The organism is Mycolicibacterium cosmeticum (assembly GCF_000613185.1).
GTDB classification, from domain to species: Bacteria; Actinomycetota; Actinomycetes; order Mycobacteriales; family Mycobacteriaceae; genus Mycobacterium; species Mycobacterium cosmeticum.
In genome coordinates, this window is sequence record NZ_CCBB010000003.1 from 51,664 (window position 1) to 72,210 (window position 20,547).

General features: G+C 68.5%; 20 protein-coding genes. 11 read left to right on the forward strand and 9 right to left on the reverse strand.

Annotation, left to right across the window (positions count from 1 at the left end; all coding sequences use genetic code 11):
* Positions 1 to 5: 5 nt before the first annotated feature.
* Positions 6 to 1,376: a cytochrome P450 gene (locus tag BN977_RS19265; protein WP_024451008.1), complete on the reverse strand. Its 1,371-nt coding sequence runs from the start codon at positions 1,374 to 1,376 to the stop codon at positions 6 to 8.
* Between the two features lie 216 nt (positions 1,377 to 1,592).
* On the opposite strand from BN977_RS19265, the gene BN977_RS32905 reads away from it, so the two are divergent.
* Positions 1,593 to 1,733: a hypothetical protein gene (locus tag BN977_RS32905; RefSeq protein ID WP_165576356.1), complete on the forward strand. Its 141-nt coding sequence runs from the start codon at positions 1,593 to 1,595 to the stop codon at positions 1,731 to 1,733.
* A 51-nt stretch (positions 1,734 to 1,784) separates the two neighbouring features.
* On the forward strand, positions 1,785 to 2,480 hold the full coding sequence (locus tag BN977_RS19270) for a PAS and ANTAR domain-containing protein (protein WP_036400715.1): 696 nt from the start codon (positions 1,785 to 1,787) through the stop codon (positions 2,478 to 2,480).
* Between the two features lie 8 nt (positions 2,481 to 2,488).
* Here the strand turns inward: BN977_RS19270 and BN977_RS19275 are convergent, their stop codons facing one another.
* A complete protein-coding gene (locus tag BN977_RS19275; protein ID WP_051561716.1) occupies positions 2,489 to 2,908 on the reverse strand; it encodes an STAS domain-containing protein in 420 nt (139 codons plus the stop codon).
* A gap of 371 nt (positions 2,909 to 3,279) precedes the next feature.
* Here BN977_RS19275 and glgX point away from each other — a divergent pair, with 371 nt between their 5' ends.
* From glgX to BN977_RS19305, 6 genes are all read left to right on the forward strand, one after another.
* Entirely contained in the window at positions 3,280 to 5,415 is a 2,136-nt protein-coding gene (glgX, locus tag BN977_RS19280) for a glycogen debranching protein GlgX (RefSeq protein WP_024451005.1), read from the forward strand.
* A 107-nt stretch (positions 5,416 to 5,522) separates the two neighbouring features.
* Positions 5,523 to 5,753 (forward strand): microaggregate-binding protein 1, encoded by a 231-nt coding sequence (gene mbp1, locus BN977_RS19285; protein WP_024451004.1) that lies wholly within the window; start codon positions 5,523 to 5,525, stop codon positions 5,751 to 5,753.
* 74 nt (positions 5,754 to 5,827) lie between these two features.
* Positions 5,828 to 6,865: a zinc-binding metallopeptidase family protein gene (locus BN977_RS19290; protein ID WP_036400718.1), complete on the forward strand. Its 1,038-nt coding sequence runs from the start codon at positions 5,828 to 5,830 to the stop codon at positions 6,863 to 6,865.
* 35 nt (positions 6,866 to 6,900) lie between these two features.
* Complete coding sequence (locus tag BN977_RS19295; RefSeq protein ID WP_036403979.1) at positions 6,901 to 7,878, forward strand: iron-containing redox enzyme family protein; 978 nt, start codon at positions 6,901 to 6,903, stop codon at positions 7,876 to 7,878.
* Positions 7,875 to 8,972 (forward strand): M42 family metallopeptidase, encoded by a 1,098-nt coding sequence (locus BN977_RS19300; protein ID WP_036400721.1) that lies wholly within the window; start codon positions 7,875 to 7,877, stop codon positions 8,970 to 8,972. Before BN977_RS19295 ends, BN977_RS19300 begins: the two co-directional genes overlap by 4 nt.
* 38 nt (positions 8,973 to 9,010) lie before the next feature.
* Positions 9,011 to 10,474: an aminotransferase class I/II-fold pyridoxal phosphate-dependent enzyme gene (locus BN977_RS19305; RefSeq protein ID WP_036400723.1), complete on the forward strand. Its 1,464-nt coding sequence runs from the start codon at positions 9,011 to 9,013 to the stop codon at positions 10,472 to 10,474.
* Between the two features lie 55 nt (positions 10,475 to 10,529).
* Here the strand turns inward: BN977_RS19305 and BN977_RS19310 are convergent, their stop codons facing one another.
* On the reverse strand, positions 10,530 to 11,282 hold the full coding sequence (locus BN977_RS19310) for an SDR family oxidoreductase (protein ID WP_036400726.1): 753 nt from the start codon (positions 11,280 to 11,282) through the stop codon (positions 10,530 to 10,532).
* Between the two features lie 238 nt (positions 11,283 to 11,520).
* On the opposite strand from BN977_RS19310, the gene BN977_RS19315 reads away from it, so the two are divergent.
* The gene (locus tag BN977_RS19315) at positions 11,521 to 13,836 is read left to right on the forward strand and encodes an arylsulfatase (protein ID WP_036400728.1); all 2,316 of its coding nucleotides are present in this window, start codon (positions 11,521 to 11,523) and stop codon (positions 13,834 to 13,836) included.
* 12 nt (positions 13,837 to 13,848) lie between these two features.
* Here the strand turns inward: BN977_RS19315 and BN977_RS19320 are convergent, their stop codons facing one another.
* From BN977_RS19320 to BN977_RS19330, 3 genes are read right to left on the reverse strand one after another with little or no spacing between them, the layout of a single operon-like run.
* Positions 13,849 to 14,292 carry a TIGR03618 family F420-dependent PPOX class oxidoreductase gene (locus BN977_RS19320; RefSeq protein ID WP_024450997.1) on the reverse strand — a complete coding sequence of 148 codons (444 nt, stop codon included), beginning with the start codon at positions 14,290 to 14,292 and terminating at the stop codon, positions 13,849 to 13,851.
* 31 nt (positions 14,293 to 14,323) lie between these two features.
* Complete coding sequence (locus BN977_RS19325) at positions 14,324 to 15,253, reverse strand: 2-hydroxyacid dehydrogenase (RefSeq protein WP_024450996.1); 930 nt, start codon at positions 15,251 to 15,253, stop codon at positions 14,324 to 14,326.
* Positions 15,250 to 15,765, reverse strand: a complete 516-nt coding sequence (locus tag BN977_RS19330) for a nitroreductase family protein (RefSeq protein WP_024450995.1) — start codon at positions 15,763 to 15,765, stop codon at positions 15,250 to 15,252. Before BN977_RS19330 ends, BN977_RS19325 begins: the two co-directional genes overlap by 4 nt.
* A gap of 77 nt (positions 15,766 to 15,842) precedes the next feature.
* Here BN977_RS19330 and BN977_RS19335 point away from each other — a divergent pair, with 77 nt between their 5' ends.
* Entirely contained in the window at positions 15,843 to 16,439 is a 597-nt protein-coding gene (locus BN977_RS19335; RefSeq protein ID WP_036403981.1) for an HD domain-containing protein, read from the forward strand.
* Positions 16,440 to 16,447: 8 nt separating this feature from the next.
* Here the strand turns inward: BN977_RS19335 and BN977_RS19340 are convergent, their stop codons facing one another.
* The 3 genes from BN977_RS19340 to BN977_RS19350 are packed head-to-tail and all read right to left on the reverse strand — an operon-like array spanning position 16,448 to position 19,438.
* Positions 16,448 to 17,506: an LLM class flavin-dependent oxidoreductase gene (locus BN977_RS19340; protein WP_024450993.1), complete on the reverse strand. Its 1,059-nt coding sequence runs from the start codon at positions 17,504 to 17,506 to the stop codon at positions 16,448 to 16,450.
* A 58-nt stretch (positions 17,507 to 17,564) separates the two neighbouring features.
* The gene (locus BN977_RS19345) at positions 17,565 to 18,344 is read right to left on the reverse strand and encodes a DUF1684 domain-containing protein (RefSeq protein ID WP_036400730.1); all 780 of its coding nucleotides are present in this window, start codon (positions 18,342 to 18,344) and stop codon (positions 17,565 to 17,567) included.
* Positions 18,345 to 18,373: 29 nt separating this feature from the next.
* Positions 18,374 to 19,438, reverse strand: coding sequence for an LLM class flavin-dependent oxidoreductase (locus tag BN977_RS19350; RefSeq protein WP_036400733.1), 1,065 nt, complete (start codon positions 19,436 to 19,438; stop codon positions 18,374 to 18,376).
* Positions 19,439 to 19,720: 282 nt separating this feature from the next.
* Here BN977_RS19350 and BN977_RS19355 point away from each other — a divergent pair, with 282 nt between their 5' ends.
* On the forward strand, positions 19,721 to 20,545 hold the full coding sequence (locus BN977_RS19355; RefSeq protein ID WP_036400736.1) for a thioesterase family protein: 825 nt from the start codon (positions 19,721 to 19,723) through the stop codon (positions 20,543 to 20,545).
* Positions 20,546 to 20,547 lie beyond the last annotated feature (2 nt).

The following is a 20,547-nucleotide window of genomic DNA, read 5'->3' on the forward strand; positions in this document are numbered from 1 at the left end:
GGCCGTTAAACCCGGCCATGGGTGATCGCCGGCCGATGTTCGTGCACCGCGAACTCCAGACCGAACTGGTTCAACGTGAGGGGCAGCGCCCCGTCCGGCGGCAAACCCCGCGGCGAGGTGAGTTCGAGGTGCGATGTGCCGAAAAGATGGGCCAGCAGCGTGCTTCCGGTGAAGAGCACCAGATTCTGTCCGGGGCATGCGGCGGGTCCGGCGCTGAACGGCACCAGTTGGGGATACCGTTCGGCTCGGCCGTCCAGCCAGATGTCGGGCTCGAAACTGTTCGCGAACGGCATGGCGGCGGAGTCACGGTGGAACGCCGGGACGCAGATCAGGACGGCGGCGCCGCCTTCGGAGACCAGCGTTCCGTCGCGCCACTCGGTCGGTTGGGTGGTCTCCCGCAGGATGGCCGGCGTGGTGGGCCACAGGCGCACAGATTCCAGGACGGCGGACCGCAGGAAGGGGCGCACCGCCGGGGTATCCAGCTCGGTCACCTCGCAGCGGGACTGCAACCGTGGGCGCGATGCCAGCAGCGCGGCGGCCCGGATGGTGGCCATCCCGGCCGCGTCGAACGCGAACAGCCAGTGCGGTAGCTGACCGATCGGATCGACGCCGGGCGGAGCGGGGATCGCGGACAACGCGCCGAGCAGGCTCTCCGGCGCGGGATTCTCGGCGTACCGATGCAGCCGCTCGAAGAACCTGCTCCGCCGCCGCGTGTGCTGCGCGGCGGCGAACGACCAGTTGGCGGCCTTGCGCAGGCGCCAGAGGTCATCGGTGACGGCGTCGTCGTCGCGGGCCGACGGTCCCAGCACCACTTGCCGCACGACACGCCACCACGCCCTGGTGAACTGGGCGGCATCGAACCCGCCCGTTCGGCGCGCGGACGTGAGCAGCTCGGCGGTCTCGGCGGCGATGACGGCGCTGAACGGGCCGGCCAGCCGGTGCAGCGGCGCCGCGGTGTCCAAGGCCGTCTCGTTGACGACGCGTCGGGGCCCGCGCATCGCCCCTCGGGTGATGAGCACGGCATGTGGCTGGAACTGGCGTAGGGCCGCCCGCTTCTCCCAGCTGGCCGGGTCGAACGGGGTGGGCGTTGCGGCCAGGACGGCACCGACGTCATCGGCGTCGAGGACCGCGACGATGCGCCGTCCCGGGATCGCCAACTCGACGGGACCGCGCCCGTAGCGCTGGCGCAGCCCATGCAGCCGGCGTAGCGAGCGGTTGTCGGCCTGCACCCGCTCCAGGAAGCCGACCACGGGGCGTCGGCGGGCGATCACCCCGGCGGCGATAGACGCACCCGCCAGGTCGAGCAGGGCGGCGAGGGCGGGCAGGCCGGAGATCCGGGGAACGGCGTCGACGCTGTGACTGGGTGTCTCGCTCATCCGCGCTGGTTACCCCGCTCTGGGCAGGAGACACATTCCACCGAATCGATGTCGACGTGGCCACAGGTGGGGCAGACGAACGGGATCACGGTCACCTCCAGTTGACGGTCCGGCACCGACGGCGCGGCTGCCGCACCTGTACCCGCCGAGCGGCCGGACCGAAACGGGTTAGATTTCGGTGTTAGATTCCGAAGCCGAGTGGGTACCCCGGCCGCTATGGCGGTACGGGAGGTTCTGAACTCGGCATTGGCGTTCCTGCGTCCGGGCCACGCCGTGCACCCGGTGCCGGGCGCCTACATTCCGCTGTTGGCCCTGCAGCCCCGCGGGCCCGGGCCGGGGCCCAGCGGCGCGCGCTGACTTCCGGCTCCGCGATCGGCTCCGATCGGACGAATCGGTTAAATTTCATCGGTGGAGGGAAACGAGAATCGGCCGGTCGGCGGATCCGATGTCTCGCCGGTGGAGCAGGCGCTCGCGGGTGGTATCCCGCAGCGCGCGGGCTGGTACCGGTTCTTTTTCGCCGACGAGCGCTGGGAATGGTCGCCGGAGGTGGAGAGCATCCACGGGTACGAGCCGGGAACGGCCGCGCCGACCACCGAGCTGGTACTCCGGCACAAGCATCCCGACGACCAAGAAGCGATGGCGGCGACGCTGCACGACATCAGGCGCAGCCGCAAGCCGTTCAGCACCCGGCATCGGATCATCACCGTGCAGGGCACCATCCGCGAAGTCGTGGTGATCGGTGAACTGCTCCGCGACGACTCCGGCGATGTGGTCGGCACGCAGGGCTACTACATCGACGTGACACCCGCGCGCGACGCCCTGATCAGCGACGCGGTCGCCGAGATCGCGGACAACCGGGCGGTCATCGAGCAGGTGAAGGGTGCGCTGAGCCTGGTGTACCGGATCGAACCGGAGGTCGCCTTCGACGTCCTCAGATGGCGTTCGCAGGAGACGAACGTGAAGTTGCGGGCCCTCGCCGAGCAGTTGATGGCGGACTTCGCGATTGTCGGCGGCGGTGAGCGGTTACCGCCGAGGGAGGTCTTCGACCGGCTGCTGGTCACCGCGCATCAGCGCATCCGGGCGCGCAGCGCCCGGGCGAAGTGAGCCGGCAGTCAGCTGCTGACCAGGCGTGGAAAGCCTGATCCCCCGCGACGCACACTTGCCAGCGCGCCGCGCAGCGTGTCGTGAGTGGGCAACGCCGCGTCGGGGTCGCAGATTCGCAGCAGCCGGGTGACCTCGCGGCTGGGGATCAACGCCCAGTTCACATCGTGGCCGGCGGCCCGCACGCTGAGGGTGTGCAGCGCCGAGAACGCGGAGGTGCCGAAGAACCGGACGGCACTCAGATCGAGGATCAGACGTTCGGTCGACGGCAGCAGTGCCGAGACGCAGCGGATGAACTCGCCGGCGTTGGCCGCGTCGAGCTCGCCGTGCACGCTGACCGCGGCGGTCGACGTCTCCAGCCAGGTGGTCGAGAACGCGGCGAGCGCGCTTTCCTGTACGGGAAGGGGTGCGGCGGTGGATGCGGATCCCATGGTGACTCCATCAGTCGGAATAACGTGTATTCGACCTGCGGGAACAGCTCAGATGACGCACTGGCGGCAAAGCCAGAAGATGTCGGACGCGAAGTGGTGGCAGCCTCCGCGTCATCGTGCGACGTCCCGCAGCTGGCTGTGAACTCAACCTGCATCGACCCTACGTCAGGACCCCGGCCCACACAATCGTTGCCAGTGGATTCTCATAAAGCGACGGCGCGCAGAGATGTCAAATGTGACAATAGGGTCGCGGCCTGTTCAATTAGATTGTCGGACAGTCGATTCCGGTGTTGCGCGGGCCGTTCGTTTCGGCCCGGTTACGTGTTACCGTGGCGCGTTTCCGGCGTACCGGCCCGGGGTATACACGGGTAATGACGCAATCCGACGCTGTAGAAATCTGGCCGGGCAAAGCGTATCCACTGGGCGCCACCTACGACGGTTATGGAACCAATTTCTCGGTGTACTCCGAGGTGGCCGAACGGGTCGAGTTGTGCCTGTTCGATGCCGACGGTACCGAGACACGGGTCACCCTGCCGGAGGTGGACGCATTCGTCTGGCACGGATTGGTGCCCAACGTCGAACCGGGGCAGCGGTACGGCTACCGCATCCACGGGCCCTACGATCCGGCCAACGGGCAGCGCTGCAATCCCAACAAGCTCCTCGTCGACCCGTACGCGAAGGCGATCGACGGTCAATTCCAGTGGGATCAGAGCTTGTTCGGTTACAACTTCGGTGACCCCGACAGCCGCAACGACGACGACTCCGCGGCGAGCATGCCCAAGTCGGTGGTGATCAACCCGTACTTCGACTGGGCCGCGGACCGGTCGCCCCGGCACGAATACGCCGACACGGTGATCTACGAAGCCCACGTCAAGGGGTTGACCCAGACCCATCCCGACATCCCCGAGCAGATGCGCGGCACGTACGCGGGCGTCGGTCACCCGGCGATCATCGAGCATCTGAAATCGTTGGGGGTCAACGCCATCGAGCTGATGCCGGTGCACCACTTCGCCAATGATTCGACGCTGATCGACAAGGGGCTGTCCAACTACTGGGGCTACAACACGATCGGTTTCTTCGCCCCGGACGGCAAGTACAGCTCCAACACCACGCCGGGCGGGCAGGTGCAGGAGTTCAAGGCGATGGTGCGGGCGCTGCACGAGGCCGATATCGAAGTGATTCTCGACGTCGTCTACAACCACACGGCCGAAGGTAATCATCTGGGGCCGACTATCAGCTTCCGCGGTATCGACAACTCGGCCTACTACCGTCTGGTCGACGACGATGCGCGGTATTACATGGACTACACCGGCACCGGTAACAGCCTCAATGTCCGCAATCCGCATGCGCTGCAACTGATCATGGATTCGCTGCGGTACTGGGTCACCGAGATGCACGTCGACGGCTTCCGGTTCGACCTCGCCGCCACGCTGGCCCGGGAGTTCTATGACGTGGACCGTCTGTCATCGTTCTTCGAGCTGGTGCAACAAGACCCGACCGTCAGCCAGGTCAAGTTGATCGCCGAACCGTGGGATGTCGGTCCGGGCGGGTACCAGGTCGGCAACTTCCCGCCGCAGTGGACGGAGTGGAACGGCAAGTATCGCGACACCGTCCGGGACTACTGGCGCGGCGAGCCGTCCACCCTCGACGAGTTCGCCTCCCGGCTCACCGGCTCGGCCGACCTCTACGAGCACACCGGCCGGCGGCCCGTGGCCTCGATCAACTTCATCACCGCACACGACGGCTTCACCTTGCGAGATCTGGTGTCCTACAACGAGAAACACAACGAGGCCAACGGCGAGGACAACAACGACGGCGAGAGCCACAACCGGTCGTGGAACTGCGGCGCCGAAGGGCCCACCGACGACCCGGCCGTCAACGAGCTGCGTGCGCGGCAACAGCGCAACCTGCTCGCCACGCTGCTGTTGTCCCAGGGCGTGCCGATGATCTGCCATGGTGACGAACTGGGCCGCACCCAGCAGGGCAACAACAACGTCTACTGCCAGGACAACGAACTGTCCTGGATCGACTGGGCCAACGCCGATGAGGAGCTGATCGAGTTCACCAGGCACGTCGGTGCGCTGCGGCGCGCCCACCCGGTGTTCCGCCGGCGGCGATTCTTCGACGGCAGGCCGGTTCGGCAGCGTGCCGCCGGGGGGCTGCCCGATATCGCCTGGCTGCGGCCCGACGGCACCGAGATGGGCGATGCCGACTGGGACAGCGGATTCGGGAAGTCGGTGGCGGTGTTCATCAACGGCAACGGCATTCCCGACCGCGACGCCCGCGGGCAGCGGATCACCGATGATTCGTTCCTGCTGTGCTTCAACGCGCACCACGAGCCCATCGAATTCACGCTTGCCGCATCGGAATTCGGCGAACGGTGGGAACCGGTGCTCTACACCGCTGATGCCGTGCAGACCGACGGTACCAAGCCGATCGACGCCGGGCAGACGTTGCCGGTCGAGGCGCGCTCCATCCTGGTGCTGCGCGCGGTGCCGTCGTCGTGACCGTGGTCACCGCCCTGACCAGCGCACACGCCCGCCACACCAGGTTTGGGACGGTGCCCCGGCGGGGTATCCAGCGGCCACGAGTTCCCCGAGCGAGAGGAAAAACCATGGGCGACAGTGGACCCGAAGAAGCCGTGAAGGGCGTCGTCGAGGACGTCAAGGGCAAGGCGAAGGAAGTGGTCGGCATCGTCACCGGCCGCGACGACCTCCGCGAGGAGGGCCAGGCCCAGCAGGACAAGGCCGATGCCGCCCGCGACGCCGCCAAGAAGGAAGCCGAAGCCGATGCCGCCCGCGCCGCCGAAAGCGCCGCCGAGGCGCGCCAGCGGGCTGCCGAATAACCATCGCCGCACTCGAGCGGCAGGGGTCCACCGGGCTCCTGCCGCTCGTCTGCTGTCTGACACCGAGGATTCCGATGCGTGATTTCACCTGCCCCAACTGCGGGCAACGGCTGGCCTTCGAGAATTCGGTGTGCCTCAACTGCGACAGCCGGCTCGGCTTCTCACTGGACGCGATGGCGTTCCTGGTGATCGCCGACGACGACGCCGCCGATCAGGCCGGCTCGGTGCCCAGAAGTGAGTATCAACTGTGCGCCAATCTGCATCTGGCCGAATGCAATTGGTTGGTACCCGTGGCGCCGATTCGCAAGCTCTGCGTGTCCTGCGCGCTGACCAGGACCCGCCCCAACGATGCCGACACGGTGGCACTGGCGGCGTTCGCCCGGGCCGAGAAGGCCAAGCGCCGGCTGATCGCCGAACTGCACGGGCTCGGCCTGCCGATCGTCGGCCGCGACGCCGATCCGCGGTACGGGCTGGCGTTCGACCTGCTGTCGAGCGCGCAGGAGAAGATCTTCACCGGCCACGAGAACGGCGTGATCACGCTGGACCTCGCCGAGGGCGACGACGTGCACCGGGAACAACTGCGCATCGCGATGGACGAGCCGTACCGCACGCTGCTGGGCCACTTCCGGCACGAGGTGGGGCACTACTACTTCTATCGGCTCGTCGCGGGGGAGCCGGACCGGTCGCAGCAGTTCGGCGAACTGTTCGGTGACCCGGACCAGGACTATCAGGACGCGCTGGACCGCCACTACCGCAACGGTCCGCCGAGCGACTGGCAGCAGGACTTCGTGTCCTCGTACGCGACCATGCACCCGGCCGAGGACTGGGCCGAGACGTTCGCGCACTACCTGCACATCCGCGACACCCTGGACACCGCCGCGGCGTTCGGTTTCGCGCCGGCCGGTGCGGCCCTGGACCGGCGGGTGCTGGGCCCCAGCGGGTTCGGCACCATCACCGAGATGTGGTTGCCACTGTCGTGGGGGCTGAACATGGTGAACCGGTCGATGGGCAAGGATGATCTGTATCCGTTCGTCCTGACCTCCACCGTGCTGGACAAGATGCGCTTCATCCACACCGTCATCGACACGGTGATCGACGAACAGACATCCTGACCGTTTGGGTCGCTCATGTGCGGGTACTCACGGGTGTGCCGTCGACTGCCACGAATCTCCAGCCCGCACTTCCCTCCGCCGTCGGACCCGTCTCGGGTGCCCTTCTCGATCATCTGGCCTGCCGGGCCCCGCGTCGGCATTACGTCCCGGTGGAAGCCCCGGTGGGGGACACCCGGCCCTACGGCCACGATCTGCAACTGGCCCTCTACGTCTGCTACGAACTGCACCATCGGGGCTTCGCCGATGTCGATCCGCGGTGGGAGTGGGATCCGGGGGTGCTGCAGTTCCGGGCCCGGCTGGAAGAGGCGTTCGGCACCGCGCTGCGCGAGGATGTCGGCGACGTGTCGACAGACACCGCCGCCGCCGAGATCCGCCGCTTGTACACCCGGCCCTCGGCGCTGGCGGAGCACCTGCGCGAGCACGGCACCTGGTCGCAGATGCGGGAGTACTTCGTGCACCGTTCGGTGCACCGGCTCAAGATCGACGACGCCGGCGCCTGGGCCACCTACGCGATGACGCCGGCCGAATTCGACCGATCGGTGTCCGGTGCGCCGCAGCGCAGCACCAGATGCCGGTTCGCCGACGTCCTGAGCGCGGCCGGGCTGGACGACGCCTACCTGCATTACCTCGACGAGGTCACTCCCGAGGCGCTGGCCCTGGTCAACATGATGTCCATGTTCGGCCTGCACCGGAACCTGCGCGGCGCGGCCACCGGCCAGGTGGCGGCAACCAGGATCACCGTCAGGCGCGCCTCGGCCGGCCTGCTCGACGCGCTGCTGCGGCTCGGGGCGCCGCGGGCGTGCGTGCAGTTCTACCGCGACCACGCGGGCACGCCCGACGGACCGCCCCGCTGCGAGACGGTGGGTGCCCTGCTGGAGCGCGAGCCGGAGCTGGAACCCGACGTCGTGCTTGGCATCCGGGCCTTCGAGCTGCTCGAAGACCGCTTCGCGAATCGCTTGTTGGCGTGCTGGGCCGACGGGCGTTCGTCGCTGCGGCACCTGTCGCTGCGATGAACCAAGCCCTCCCCGAACTGGATCACGTCCTGCTGCGCGAGCTGCTGGCCACCTACGGGCCCTGCGGGCAGGAGGACGCCGTCCGCGACATCTGCCGGCGTGAACTGGAGCCGCTGGTCGACGAGACCTGGGTCGACGCCGCGGGCAACCTGGTCGGATGGCTGCGCGGCCAGGATTCCGGAGCCTCGCCGGTACGGGTGATGGCGCACATGGACGAGCTCTCGATGCTGGTAAAGCGGGTCGAGTCGGACGGATCCCTGCACGTGACCCAACTGGGCACGATGTATCCGGGCAACTTCGGGTTGGGGCCGGTCGTGATCCTGGGCGACCGCGAGCGGTTGACCGGGGTGCTCACGCTGGGTTCGGAGCACACCACCAAGGAGAGCCGGCGGATCTGGGAGACCAAACCCGACCAGGGCGACAAGGCGATGGACTGGTCGCACGTCTATGTGTTCACCGGGCGGACCCCGGAAGAGTTGGCCCGCGCGGGAATCGGGCCGGGTACCCGGGTGTGCATCGACGGCAGCAAGCGCACGCTCGTCGAGTTCGGTGACTATCTCGGTTGCTATTTCATGGATGACCGCGCCGCGATCGTCGCGGTGGTGCAGGCGTTGCGCGAGCTGGTGCGCGACGGTGGCCGCCCGGCGGGTGACGTCTACGCCGTGTTCACCACGAATGAGGAGATCGGTGCCGCCGGTGGTTCGTACGCCAGCCGCACGCTGCCGGGCGATCTCACGCTGGCGGTGGAGGTCGGGCCAACGGAGGCCGAATACTCCACCACCTGTTCGGGCGGGCCGATCGTCGGCTACAGCGACGCCCTGTCCGTATACGACAAGGTGGTGGCCGACCGGCTGGTCGACATCGCGGCCGGGCTCGGCCTGGACCCGCAGCCGGCCGTGCTCGGTGCCTTCGAATCCGATGCGTCCCACGCGAAGGCGAGCGGGGTGAGCGCGCGCGCCGGGCTGCTGTGCCTGCCCACGATGAGCACCCACGGTTATGAGGTGATCACCCGTGCTGCGATCCCGTCGGTCGCGGCGACGCTGGTCGCCTTCCTGCGCGAGCCCGGCCCGGCGGCCACCGCGCTGACCGGCTGACAGGTGTGTGGGCACCGGCCCGCGGGTATCCGGACAGGGTGAACCAGTCCGAGGCGCCGCTGCTGGAGGCGTTGGCGCAGTACCACAACCTCAACCGGTACGGCTTCACGCCGCCCGGGCACCGGCAGGGCCGGGGAGTCGATCCGCGGGTGCTGGCGGTGCTCGGCCGGGAACCCTTCCGTGACGACGTGTTGGCCAGCGGGGGCCTCGACGATCGCCGCACCTCCGGTCGCTTCCTCAAGCGTGCCGAGGATCTGATGGCCGCGGCGGTGGGCGCCGACGTCGCGTGGTTTTCCACCTGCGGCAGCTCACTGTCGGTCAAGGCCGCGATGATGGCCGTCGCGGGCGGCGACGGTGGCGGTCTGCTCGTCAGCCGCGACAGCCACAAGTCGATCGTCGCCGGCCTGATCTTCTCCGGCGTGCAGCCCCGCTGGGTCACCCCGCGCTGGGACCGCGAGCGGCACTTCTCGCATCCGCCGTCGCCGCAGGACTACCGCGACGCCTGGGACAAGTACCCCGATGCCGCCGGGGCGCTGGTGGTCAGCCCCAGCCCGTACGGCACCTGCGCCGACATCGCCGGGATCGCGCAGGTGTGCCATGAGCGGGGTAAGCCGCTGATCGTCGACGGGGCGTGGGGCGCGCACCTGCCGTTCCACGAGGACCTGCCGACCTGGGCCATGGACGCCGGCGCGGACGTGTGCGTGGTCAGCGTGCACAAGATGGGAGCCGGATTCGAGCAAGGGTCGGTGTTCCATCTGCAGGGTGATCTGATCGACCAGGATCGGTTGTCGGCCTGCGCCGATCTGCTGATGACCACCAGTCCCAATGTGCTCGTCTACTCGGCGATCGACGGCTGGCGCCGCCAGATGGTCGAATCCGGACACCAATTGCTCTCCGCCGCACTGGATCTGGCGGCACAACTGCGGGACGAGCTGGAACAGATTCCCGATGTCGAGGTGCTCGACGACGAACTGCTGGGCGTCGAGGCGTCCCACGACATCGACCGCATGCAGGTGCTGCTGGATGTCGCCGGCACGGGCACCTCCGGATATCAGGCCGCCGACTGGCTGCGTGAGCAGGAACGCATCGACATGGGGATGAGCGACCACCGGCGGATCCTGGCCACGCTCTCGTTCGCCGACGACACCGACACCACCAAGCGTCTGGTGGATGCGCTGTGGTCCTGGCGCAGTGCGGCCGAGCGGTTCGACCGCCCACCGGCCATCCGGCTTCCGGCACCCGAGGAGATCCAGCTGGAAACCGCGATGCTGCCGCGGGATGCGTTCTTCGGGGCCGTCGAACAGGTGCCCGCCACCGAGGCGGTGGGACGGATTGCGGCCGAACAGATCACGCCCTACCCACCGGGCATCCCGGCCGTGGTGCCGGGGGAGCGGCTCAACGAGGCGGTGATCGACTACCTGCGCTCGGGGGTGACCGCCGGGATGAACGTGCCGGACCCGGCCGATCCCAGCCTGCAGACCATCCGCGTCGTCGCGGAGTGATTTGTGGAGCCGCACCCGTAATGGTTACGGGTGCGGCTCCATGAATCGCCAGGAGCTAGGCCGACCGGTCGATGAGGTAGTCGGAACCGCCGACGTAGACGATGCCCGGGTGGTACGGCGAGCGGGTCGCACCGGCGATGGCCGCGGCGAACTCATCGATCGTCGGCAGCGGGGCGTGGGCGCGACGGGCATCGACCGCGCCGGGGTCGCGGCGCTGCAGCAACCGGATGATGATGGTCCCGTCGATCATGTCCCCGGACACCACCGTGAAATGGATTCCGCGCCGGTCGAACTCGTGCTTCATACCGTGCAGGGCGGTCTCGCCGGCCCGCTTGCTCAGTGCGATCGGGGCGTAGCCCTTCGGGACGGCCTTGTGCGGGTAGAAGTGCGCCTGGTGGCTGGTGACAAAGACGATCCGGGCGCCGGGCGGCATGAGCGGCAACGCCAACTCGACGAGCCGGCGCTGCGCGTCGCGGTTCAGCCGCATCGCATAACCGGCGTCCGCGCCCTGTTCCAGGCCGCCCGAGGCGTTGAGGACCAGCACGTCGAGGCGCCCGAAGCGCCGCCCGATATCGGCGATCATGGCGGCGGCCGACGCCTCGTCGGAGATGTCGGCGGCGACGGTCGACGCATGCCCGCCCAGGTCGCGGATGCTGTCGGCGACCGTCTCGGCCCGCTTGGCCTTCTCCCGGTAGTTGACGATCACGTGGGTGTCGGGCTCGGCGAGTTGCCGGGCAACCTCGGCGCCGATGCCGCGAGACGCACCGGTGACCAAGACGATCTGGTTGGCGGTCCGGGTGTCGTGCATGTCGGTTCCTTCCGCTGGTCACGGCGGAGATCGCTCCGCCGCGCTGGCCCTACCCGGGATCACGGTACACCGAATTTAAGAAAAATAAGAGATGCCTAAGGTAACGGTAAGGTGGAGTGTCGATCGCTTTCCGCGTGATGACGCAGGTGTGAACCACTACGGTGTGCCTGACAGCGGGCCGACGGGGCCGGCCGTGAACACGTGAGGAGAGGCCTTGTCCGACGAAGCGGGTGCCCGGATGGTGGCCCCGGTGTTGCCGGGCGGCGGTGTGCTGCCGTTCGCGCCCGTCCCGTCGGCCAGCATCGCCGGCCGCACCTTGGCGGAGTCGACGTACGCGCAGCGTGAGGTACCGCGCCGGCTGCATCCGGATACGCCGAACATCGTCATCGTGCTCATCGACGACGCGGGTCCAGGCCTGCCGTCCACCTTCGGTGGCGAGGTCACCACGGCGACGCTCGACCGCATCTGCGGCGAGGGCGTGTCCTACAACAGGTTCCACACCACCGCGATGTGCTCGCCGACGCGGGCGTCGCTGCTGACCGGCCGCAATCACCACGAGATCGGCAACGGCCAGATCGCCGAGCTGGCCAACGACTGGGACGGCTACGCAGGCAAGATCCCCCGGTCCAGTGCCACCGTCGCCGAAGTGCTCAAACAGTACGGCTACGCGACGTCGGCGTTCGGCAAGTGGCACAACACCCCGGCCGAGGAGACCACGGCCGCCGGTCCCTTCGAAAACTGGCCCACCGGACTGGGATTCGAGTACTTCTACGGTTTCCTCGCCGGTGAGGCATCACAGTACGAGCCACACCTGGTGCGCAACACCACCGTCGTCGCACCCCCGCGCACTCCGGAGCAGGGCTACCACCTGTCCGAGGATCTGGCCGACGATGCGATCGGTTGGCTGCGCAGGCACAAGGCCTTCAACGCAGACAAGCCGTTTTTCATGTACTGGGCCAGCGGTTGCCTGCACGGCCCGCACCACATCATGAAGGAATGGGCCGACAAGTACGCCGGGAAGTTCGACGACGGGTGGGATGCCTACCGGGAGCGGGTGTTCGAACGCGCCAAGGCCAACGGCTGGATCCCGCAGGACTGTGAGCTCACCGAGCGGGACGAGACGCTGGCGGCGTGGGACGACATCCCCGACGACGAGAAGCCGTTCCAGCGGCGGCTGATGGAGGTCGCCGCCGGGTACGCCGAACACGTCGACGTCCAGGTGGGCCGCATCGCCGACGAACTGGACGCGCTCGGATACGGGGACAACACCCTGTTCTTCTACATCTGGGGTGACAACGGATCCTCGGGTGAAGGCCAGAACGGCACCATCGCGGAGTTGTTGGCGCAGAACGGGATCCCGACCACGGTACGCCAGCACATCGATGCCCTCGACGAGCTCGGCGGCCTGGACGTGCTCGGCTCGCCGCTGGTGGACAACCAGTACCACGCCGGATGGGCCTGGGCGGGCAGCACCCCGTACAAGGGCATGAAGTTGCTGGCCTCACACCTGGGCGGGACGCGTAACCCCCTGGCCGTGCGCTGGCCGGCGAAGATCGCTGCCGACCCGGTGCCCCGCGAGGTGTTCCTGCACTGCACCGATATCGTCCCGACCATCTACGAGGTGGTGGGGATCGCCGCTCCGCGCACGGTGTACGGGGAACAGCAGATGCCATTGGCGGGAGCAAGTTTCGCGCGCACGTTTGCCGACCGCGCCGCGGCGGGTGGCAAGAAGACGCAGTACTTCGAGATCATGGGCAGCCGTGCCATCTACCACGACGGGTGGCTGGCCTGCGCCCGCGGTCCTCGGCTGCCGTGGGTTCCCGGGCAGCCCGCCGGGATCGCCACGTGGACCCCGGACAACGACCGGTGGGAGCTGTATCACCTGGACGAGGATTGGTCACAGGCCCACGACCTCGCGGATGCGATGCCGGACAAGCTGACCCAGATGCGGGAGATGTTCGCCATCGAGGCGGCCCGCAACGCGGTGCTGCCCATCGGCGGTGGGCTGTGGGTGCCGGTGTATCACCCCGAACTGCGGATCGCCCCGCCGTATCGGGAGTGGGAGTTCGCCGGGGACATGGTGCGGATGCCCGAGTTCTGTGCCCCCGCACTGGGCAACAAGAACAACACCGTCACCATCGACGCCGAGTTGCCCACTTCGGCCAACGGCGTGCTGTACGCACTGGGTGCCGGCGCCGGCGGCCTGACCTGCTATCTGGACGACGGCTACCTGTGCTACGAGTACAACCTGTTCATCTTGTCGCGCACCAAGATCCGCTCCGCCGCCGCCCTGCCGGCCGGCCCGGCCACCATCACGGTGACCACCCGGTACGCCGAAGTTCGGCCGGCCGGACCGCTGGACGTCACCATCGACGTCAACGGTGCCACCGTGGCCTCCGGGCAGGTTCCGGTGAGCGCGCCACTGCTGTTCACCGCCAACGACTGCCTCGACATCGGCACCTGCCTCGGCTCGCCGGTATCGCTGGATTACCGCGAGCGGGCACCCTTCCCCTTCGAGGGCCGGATCCACCGCGTGCACGTCGCCTATACGTGAGGACGTGCGGGCTCAGCCGCTGCCGTAGACGCGGGTCGGGTCGATGAGCACCGCAGTGCGGCCCTGCTCGCGCATCACCGCGTCGTAGGTGTCCCAATCGTCGTGCGTGCCGCCGGCCGCGGTGAAGATGTCGCGCAGCAGCACCCGCAACCGGTCGGGATCGGTCAGCCAGGGCCGCGGGTCGGCGGGGCCCGCCAGCTCGGCGCGACCTTCGACGGTGGCCCAGCGCCAGCCCGACCGGAAGGTCACCGAGATCTGCGGGCGCAGACGGAGATTGGCCAGCTTCACCGGTCCGTAGGTGACGAATGCCAGCACCGGTTCCGCCGTCGCGGGGTGCGCCAGCACGCCGGCGTTGATCAACGAGGACTGGATGGTGGCATCGGCACGCACCGTCGACACCACCGCCAGCCCCTGGTCGGCGGCCGCCAACGCGGCGGCCTCGGAGAGTGTGGGCATGGGACTCCTTCGGATCACCTCGCTGGTGAGGTCATTCTGGGGCCGCGCCGGGACCGGCGACCACATTCGACGGGATACCGCCCGCGGCGTGGCGCTCGATCTGGGTGCGGGCGACGAGCCACGCCCGTTCCTCGGCGCCCTCGGTGCTCCCGGCGACGTGCGGGGTGATCAACAGGCCGGGCGCCGACCACAAGGGATGTCCCGGCGGCAACGGCTCGGGATCGGTCACGTCGAGCGCCGCCCGCAACCGCCCGCTGGTCAGCTCGGCCAGCAGGGCGTCGGTGTGGATCGCGCCGCCGCGGCCGGCGTTCACCACCACCGCGCCGTCCGGAAGCTGCGCGAGCACCGCACCGTCCACCAGGCGGTAGGTCGATGCATCGGCGGGCAGCATCGCCACCAGGACATCGGCGCGGGGCAGCAGGTCGGCGAGATCGTCGAGTGCGCGCACGCCGGCGCGGGGCCGACGGCCGACCAGGGTCACCTCCGTTTCGAACGGGGCCAACCGCGCCGCGAGATTGACCGCCAGATCGCCCGCACCCAGGATGACGACCCGCTTCCCGATCAGTGTCTCGGTCGAGCGATGCTCCCACACTCCCGCCGCCTGCTGGTCGCCGAACGACCGCAGGTCCCGGAAGATGTTCAGCAGCGCCGCGACGACCCATTCCGCCGACGAACCGCCGTGCGCACCACGGCCGTTGGACAGGGCAACTCCCGGCGGGATCCACGGCAGCCACTGTTCATATCCGGCGTTGAGGGTCTGCACCAGACGCAGCCGGGGTAGTTCGGCGAGGTGGGCGCCGACGGCCGCTGCGTTGTCGAAGCCGACCACGACCACCTCGGCGTCGTGCCCGTCGGCCGGCCACACGGCGCCCGGCTCATAGCGGATGGCCGCCAACGCCGGCGATTCGCCGAGCACCTTGACCCCGAGGTCGTCGGGAACCAGCACCTTCACGGGGCTCACCAGCGTCCCCGGTGTACGACCTCGTCGAAGGGCCGGCGATCCGGTGTGGCGATCGGCCGCAGCGGGCGATCGGCCGGGTACCCGATGCCGAGCAGGTAGGACACCACGTGGTTCTCCGGCACACCCAGGATCGCCCTGGCCTTCTCCTGGTCACCGACGGAGGAATGCCCGGTCCCGATACCGAGGTCGGTCGCCGCCAGCGTCATCGCCAGCGTCGCCTGACCGAGGTCGTACTGATCGATGAGTTTGGTGCGCTCGTCCGGTGGCTCGGGCACCACCAGCGCGATGGCGGCGGCGGCCGACGCGATATGACCTGCACCTCGCCACACCGTCGAGAGTTCGGTCAGCTGCTGCCGGTCGGTCACAATGACGAAATCCCAGTGCTGCTGATTGCGCGCCGACGGCGCCCGCCAGGCGGCCTCGGCAATGCGCTCGAGGTCTCGCTGCGGCACCGGTTCCGGGCGGTACGTGCGCACGTTACGCCGGGCCCGGATGGCATCCCACGTTTCCACTTGGTCTCCGTTCGTCGACTCTCCTGCAAAACCGCCGTCTGGCGCGCGGTATTTCGGTGGGCACCTACGATTTGGCTGTGACCATCCTCGAGGTGCTGCACACCCACCCCTTGGCCGAGGAGATCCTCGAGTCCCACCGGTACCGCGCGCACGGTGACGACGAGGGGTTCGATGCTTACAAGGCGCATGTGTACCGCGTGCTGAACTTCGCCCGAGCGTTGGCCGGGGATGTCCCCGACCGCGACGACAAGCTGGCGATCGCCGCGGCGTTTCACGACCTGGCCGCTTTCGACTCCCTCGATTACCTGGCGCCCTCGATCGTGGCGCAGGACGCCTGGCTGCAGCGCACCGGACGGACCCAGTGGTCCGACGAGTTGGCGCTCATGGTGGCCGAGCACCACCGGTTCACCCGGTACGCCGCGCCGCGCCCGCACCCCGAACTGGTCGAGGCGATGCGCCGGGCCGACCTGGTCGACGTCAGCCAGGGGCTCATCCGATTCGGTCTGCCCGGCGCCTTCGTCAAGGAGGTGCGCGGCAGTTTCGACGCCGGCGTGTTCTTCAGACGGGTCATCCCGGCCGGTGCCGTGCGCACCGTGCGCACATTGCAGCCGCTGGGGTTCCTGCGGCCCGGTGACGCGCTGGCCCGCTCCGGGCATCGCGGTGCCGATCGCTGACCGCGCGGTCACGCCGCCCGCTGCTCCAGGCGCCGCACCCGCGGCAGGACGTGCTCGGCGAACCGGCGCATCTCGGACTCGAACGGCTGGAACTGCAGCATGAACAATTCGATCCCGAGACTGCCGAACCGCACGATGCGTTCGGCCACGGTGTCATAGCTGCCGACCAGCCCGGCGGCGGTACCGCCGTTGGTTCCGACGTGCGGATGCCTGGCGAAGGTCTTGAACATCTCGGCCTGCGGGTCGGCGTTGGACAGCACCGAATGCGTCTCGGCGGTGTCACGCCCGGCCAGTTCGAACGCGTAGGCCAGTTCGTCGGCGGCCGCCCTGGCGGTGTCCCTGGCGATGACGAAGGCGGCCAGGCCGAAACGGGCCGGTGTGCCGCTGCGCGGACGACGTGCCACATCGGTGACCAGCCGCCGCACGTCCTCCTCGGGCTGCCCGTTGACGAACCAGACGTCGGCATGGTCGGCGGCCAGCGCGCGGGCCGGTTCGGACTCACCGCCCACGTAGATAGCGGGCCGGGGGCGATACCGCCCTGCCGGCTTGAGCTGGTAGTCCTCGACATGAAAGTACTTGCCGTGGAACGTGGTCCGTTCACCGCGGACCAGCGAGTCGACGACGGTCAGCCATTCCCGGCCGTAGGCGTACCGCTCGTCGTGCTCCAGGAAGGGCAGACCCGCCCTGGCGATCTCGGGCCGGAACCAGGCGTTGACCACGTTGATGCCGAACCGGCCGCCGCTGATCTCCTCGATCTGCAGGGCCTGTTTGGCCAGCACCACCGGGTGGTAGAGCGCGGGTTTGATGGCGGTGATGATCTCGATGTTCTGGGTCACCGCCGCCAACGCGGCGCTGGCGGTCCAGGCCTCGAGCTGGTCGTAGTGATCACCCGACGGGTTCACCTCGTGCTGGGCCACCAGGGTGGCGTCGAAACCGAGCCGCTCGGCCTCGACGATCTGATCCCGGTTGCGCGCCCACGATGCATCGACCGGTTCCAGCGGGTGCTGCTTGGCGCCCCAGGTCCCGTACACCAGCGCCCACACGCCGAATCGCAACGCAGTGCTCATCACCCAAGGCTAGGAATCGGACGGCGGGCTGAAAACGGTTGGCTTCAGGCTGATTCTGTCAGCGGGGGTTCTGTTCGCCGGCTTCTACGGCGAACGTCAGCCGGTTCTCTGCCGGTGCCACCGGGCACGTCGCGAAATCGGTGAACGCGCAGGGCAGATTGGCGGCCCGGTTGAAGTCGAGGGTCACCACACCGTCGGCGCCGGGCGCGGGCACCGCGAGTGACCGCACACCTGGGTAGGTGGTGACACCGCTGGTGGCATCGGTGAACAACACCTGCAGGCCGTCCGCCGTGCCGCCGGCGCCCGCGAAGGCGACGAGGTGCTGCGTGGTGCCCTCCCATTCGAAATCGATCACACCGACCGCGTTGTGGTGGTGCTCAAGGCCTTCCACGACCGCTCCCGTGGTGACGGTGCGGGGCTGCGCGAAGGCGGTGAACGTGCCGGCGACCTGCCAGCGCGGGTCCGGCGCGAACGTCGGGATGCCCTGGTATGCAGTCAGATACGGCGACTTCGGGTCGTGTACCCGCAAGGCCACCGAACCGGTGCGGCGGATCACCTCGATACGCCGGTCGCCGTCCTCGACGAGCAGGCCGGGTGCACCCTCCACCGGTTCCAGGCGCTCGGTCCCGGCGACGCCCTCGACGTACACCCCCGCGTCATCGGCCCGCCAGCGGCCGGGCAGATCGGCCACCGTCTCGAATTCATCGGTGAGCCAGTACAAACCGGTCAGGCTCACCCACCCCAACGGGTCCCCGTAGTAGCGCTCCCGCTCGGCATGCCACTGGTTCCACAAGGCTTCGAAGGTGCCGGCATCAGTGACATCGGTGGACAGGGTCATCGTGGGTGCTCCTCATGTGATCGGATCGGTTACAGCGCAACGCTTCTACGGGTTGCCGACAGGGGCCGGCTCGGTATCTGGGCGCGCAGCACAGGGGCGACCTCGGACTGGAACAGCTCGAGGCTGGTGCGCTTCTGCGCGGGGGTGACGCCGTCGGTGTCGGCGCTGAGGTGGATGACCTCGTGACCGAGCTGTTCGTGATAGCGCCCGACCTTGTCGGTGACCTGCTGCGGGCTGCCGATCAGTGCGGAGCTGCGCTCGACGAAGTCCTCGATGGATTCGAAGACCACCGGCAACCCCGCGCGCCGGGCGAAGGCGAGTCTGGCCTCGAACGCCGGCCGGAACTCGCGCACCGCCTGCTGTGAGGTGGCCGCGACGTGGAATCCCGCGGTACCCGCGCCCACCAGGGCATCTTGGGGCTGGTGGCCGTACTCCTCCCACCGCCGGCGGTAGTGTCGGATCAGCGCGGCGTACGGTTCGACCGGGTAGGTGACGTTGGCCGAGAAGACCGGATCACCATGCCGGGCGGCGAGATCCACCGACTCCTCGCTCGTCGCGCTGCCGTGCCAGATCCGGATTCGGTCCTGCAACGGCCGGGGGAGCGCTTTGGCGGCGACGAGTTCCGGGCGGAACCGGCCCGACCAGGTGACCTGATCGCTTGCCCAGAGGGCGCGGAACAGCTCGTAGCCCTCACGGTTGCGGTCCCATTGATCGGCGGTGGTGACGTGGAACAGTTCGGCCTGCGCGGCACCGTTGCCCTTGCCGATGATCAATTCCAGGCGGCCGTCGGACAGGTTGTCCAGCGTCGAGTAGTCCTCGAACGCCCGCACCGGATCCAGCAGGCTCAAGGTGGTCACCGCGGTGAACAGCCCGATCCGTGCTGTCCGGGCCGCGATGTTGCTGAGCACAACGGGCGGGGACGACGAGATGAACGGGTCTTCGTGACGCTCACCGACGGCGAAACCGTCGAACCCGAGTTCTTCGGCGCGCACCGCCGACTCGACGACATCGAGCAGTCGCTCGGCCGGGCTCTTCTGCACACCGGTCACCGCGTCCGGCTGGTGTGTGATGAGGGTGAGCAGCAGAAACTTCACCGAGCTGCCTCCGTCGGTCGGGGCGGGAGTATCCGCACAAACCCGGCGGTGTCAGGATTCATTCCCCGGCCGCCATGACCCGAACGGTTGCAGACGACCGCGCTGGACGCCCCGGTTGCGATCACCGGGATTCGTGGCCGGCTACGCGGGGTGCGCTCGGGCGGTCGAGCAGCCCGCGGGTCATCGTCTGCCGGCCGCCCAGGATAGTGGAGGCACCAGAGAACGAACCGGCCACCGAACCGGTCCGGTGGCCAGGGCAGAACGACCGGCGGAAGGACAACCATGACCGACACTGCACCCTTCACCCGTCTGATCACGCTCGAGGACCTCGGCGACGGCGCGTTCACGGCGATCGTCGACCCGATCTGGACCATCGGCCCCAAGGTGCACGGCGGTTGCATGATGGCGGTGTGTGCCGCGGCGGCGCAGCAGGTGAACGCCGGTCTTTCCCCCGTCGCGGTGAGTGCCAGCTACCTCAACGCCCCGGATCCGGGACCGGTCCGGCTCACCACCACGGTGCGCAAGCGGGGCCGGCAGGTCAGTGTGGTCGACGTGGAACTGTCCCAGGGCGACCGGACGGCGGTGTCGGCCACCGTCACGCTCGGGCCGCTCGACGTGGCTGAACCCCGTCATCGGGAACCGCTCGCGCTGCACGATATGCCGATCGCACCGCCGGCCGACGCCGTCCACATCACCCCCGAGCACCCCATGGGGCAGATCGTGCACGTGGCGCAGGGCTGCGATCTGCGGGTCGATCCGTCGGCGGCGCACTACCTGTCCGGGCGCCAGGGCGAGCCGGTCAACCGGATGTGGTTGCGGCCGTTCGCCGACGACGAGGCCGACCCCGACACCGCACTGCTGTTCGCGTTGATGGCCGGTGACATCAGCGCACCGGTCACGATGAACCGTGGCCTGTTCGGCTGGGCGCCGACGGTGCAGCTCACCACCTACCTGCGTCGCCGTCCGGCCCCGGGGTGGATGCGCGTGATGGCGAGTGCCACCGTGCTCGGCGACGTGTGGTTCGAGGAGGACCATGTCATCCTCGACGCCGACGGGCACGTCGTGGTGCAGAGCAGGCAGCTGGCGATGATCCCGAAAGAGGCGTGACC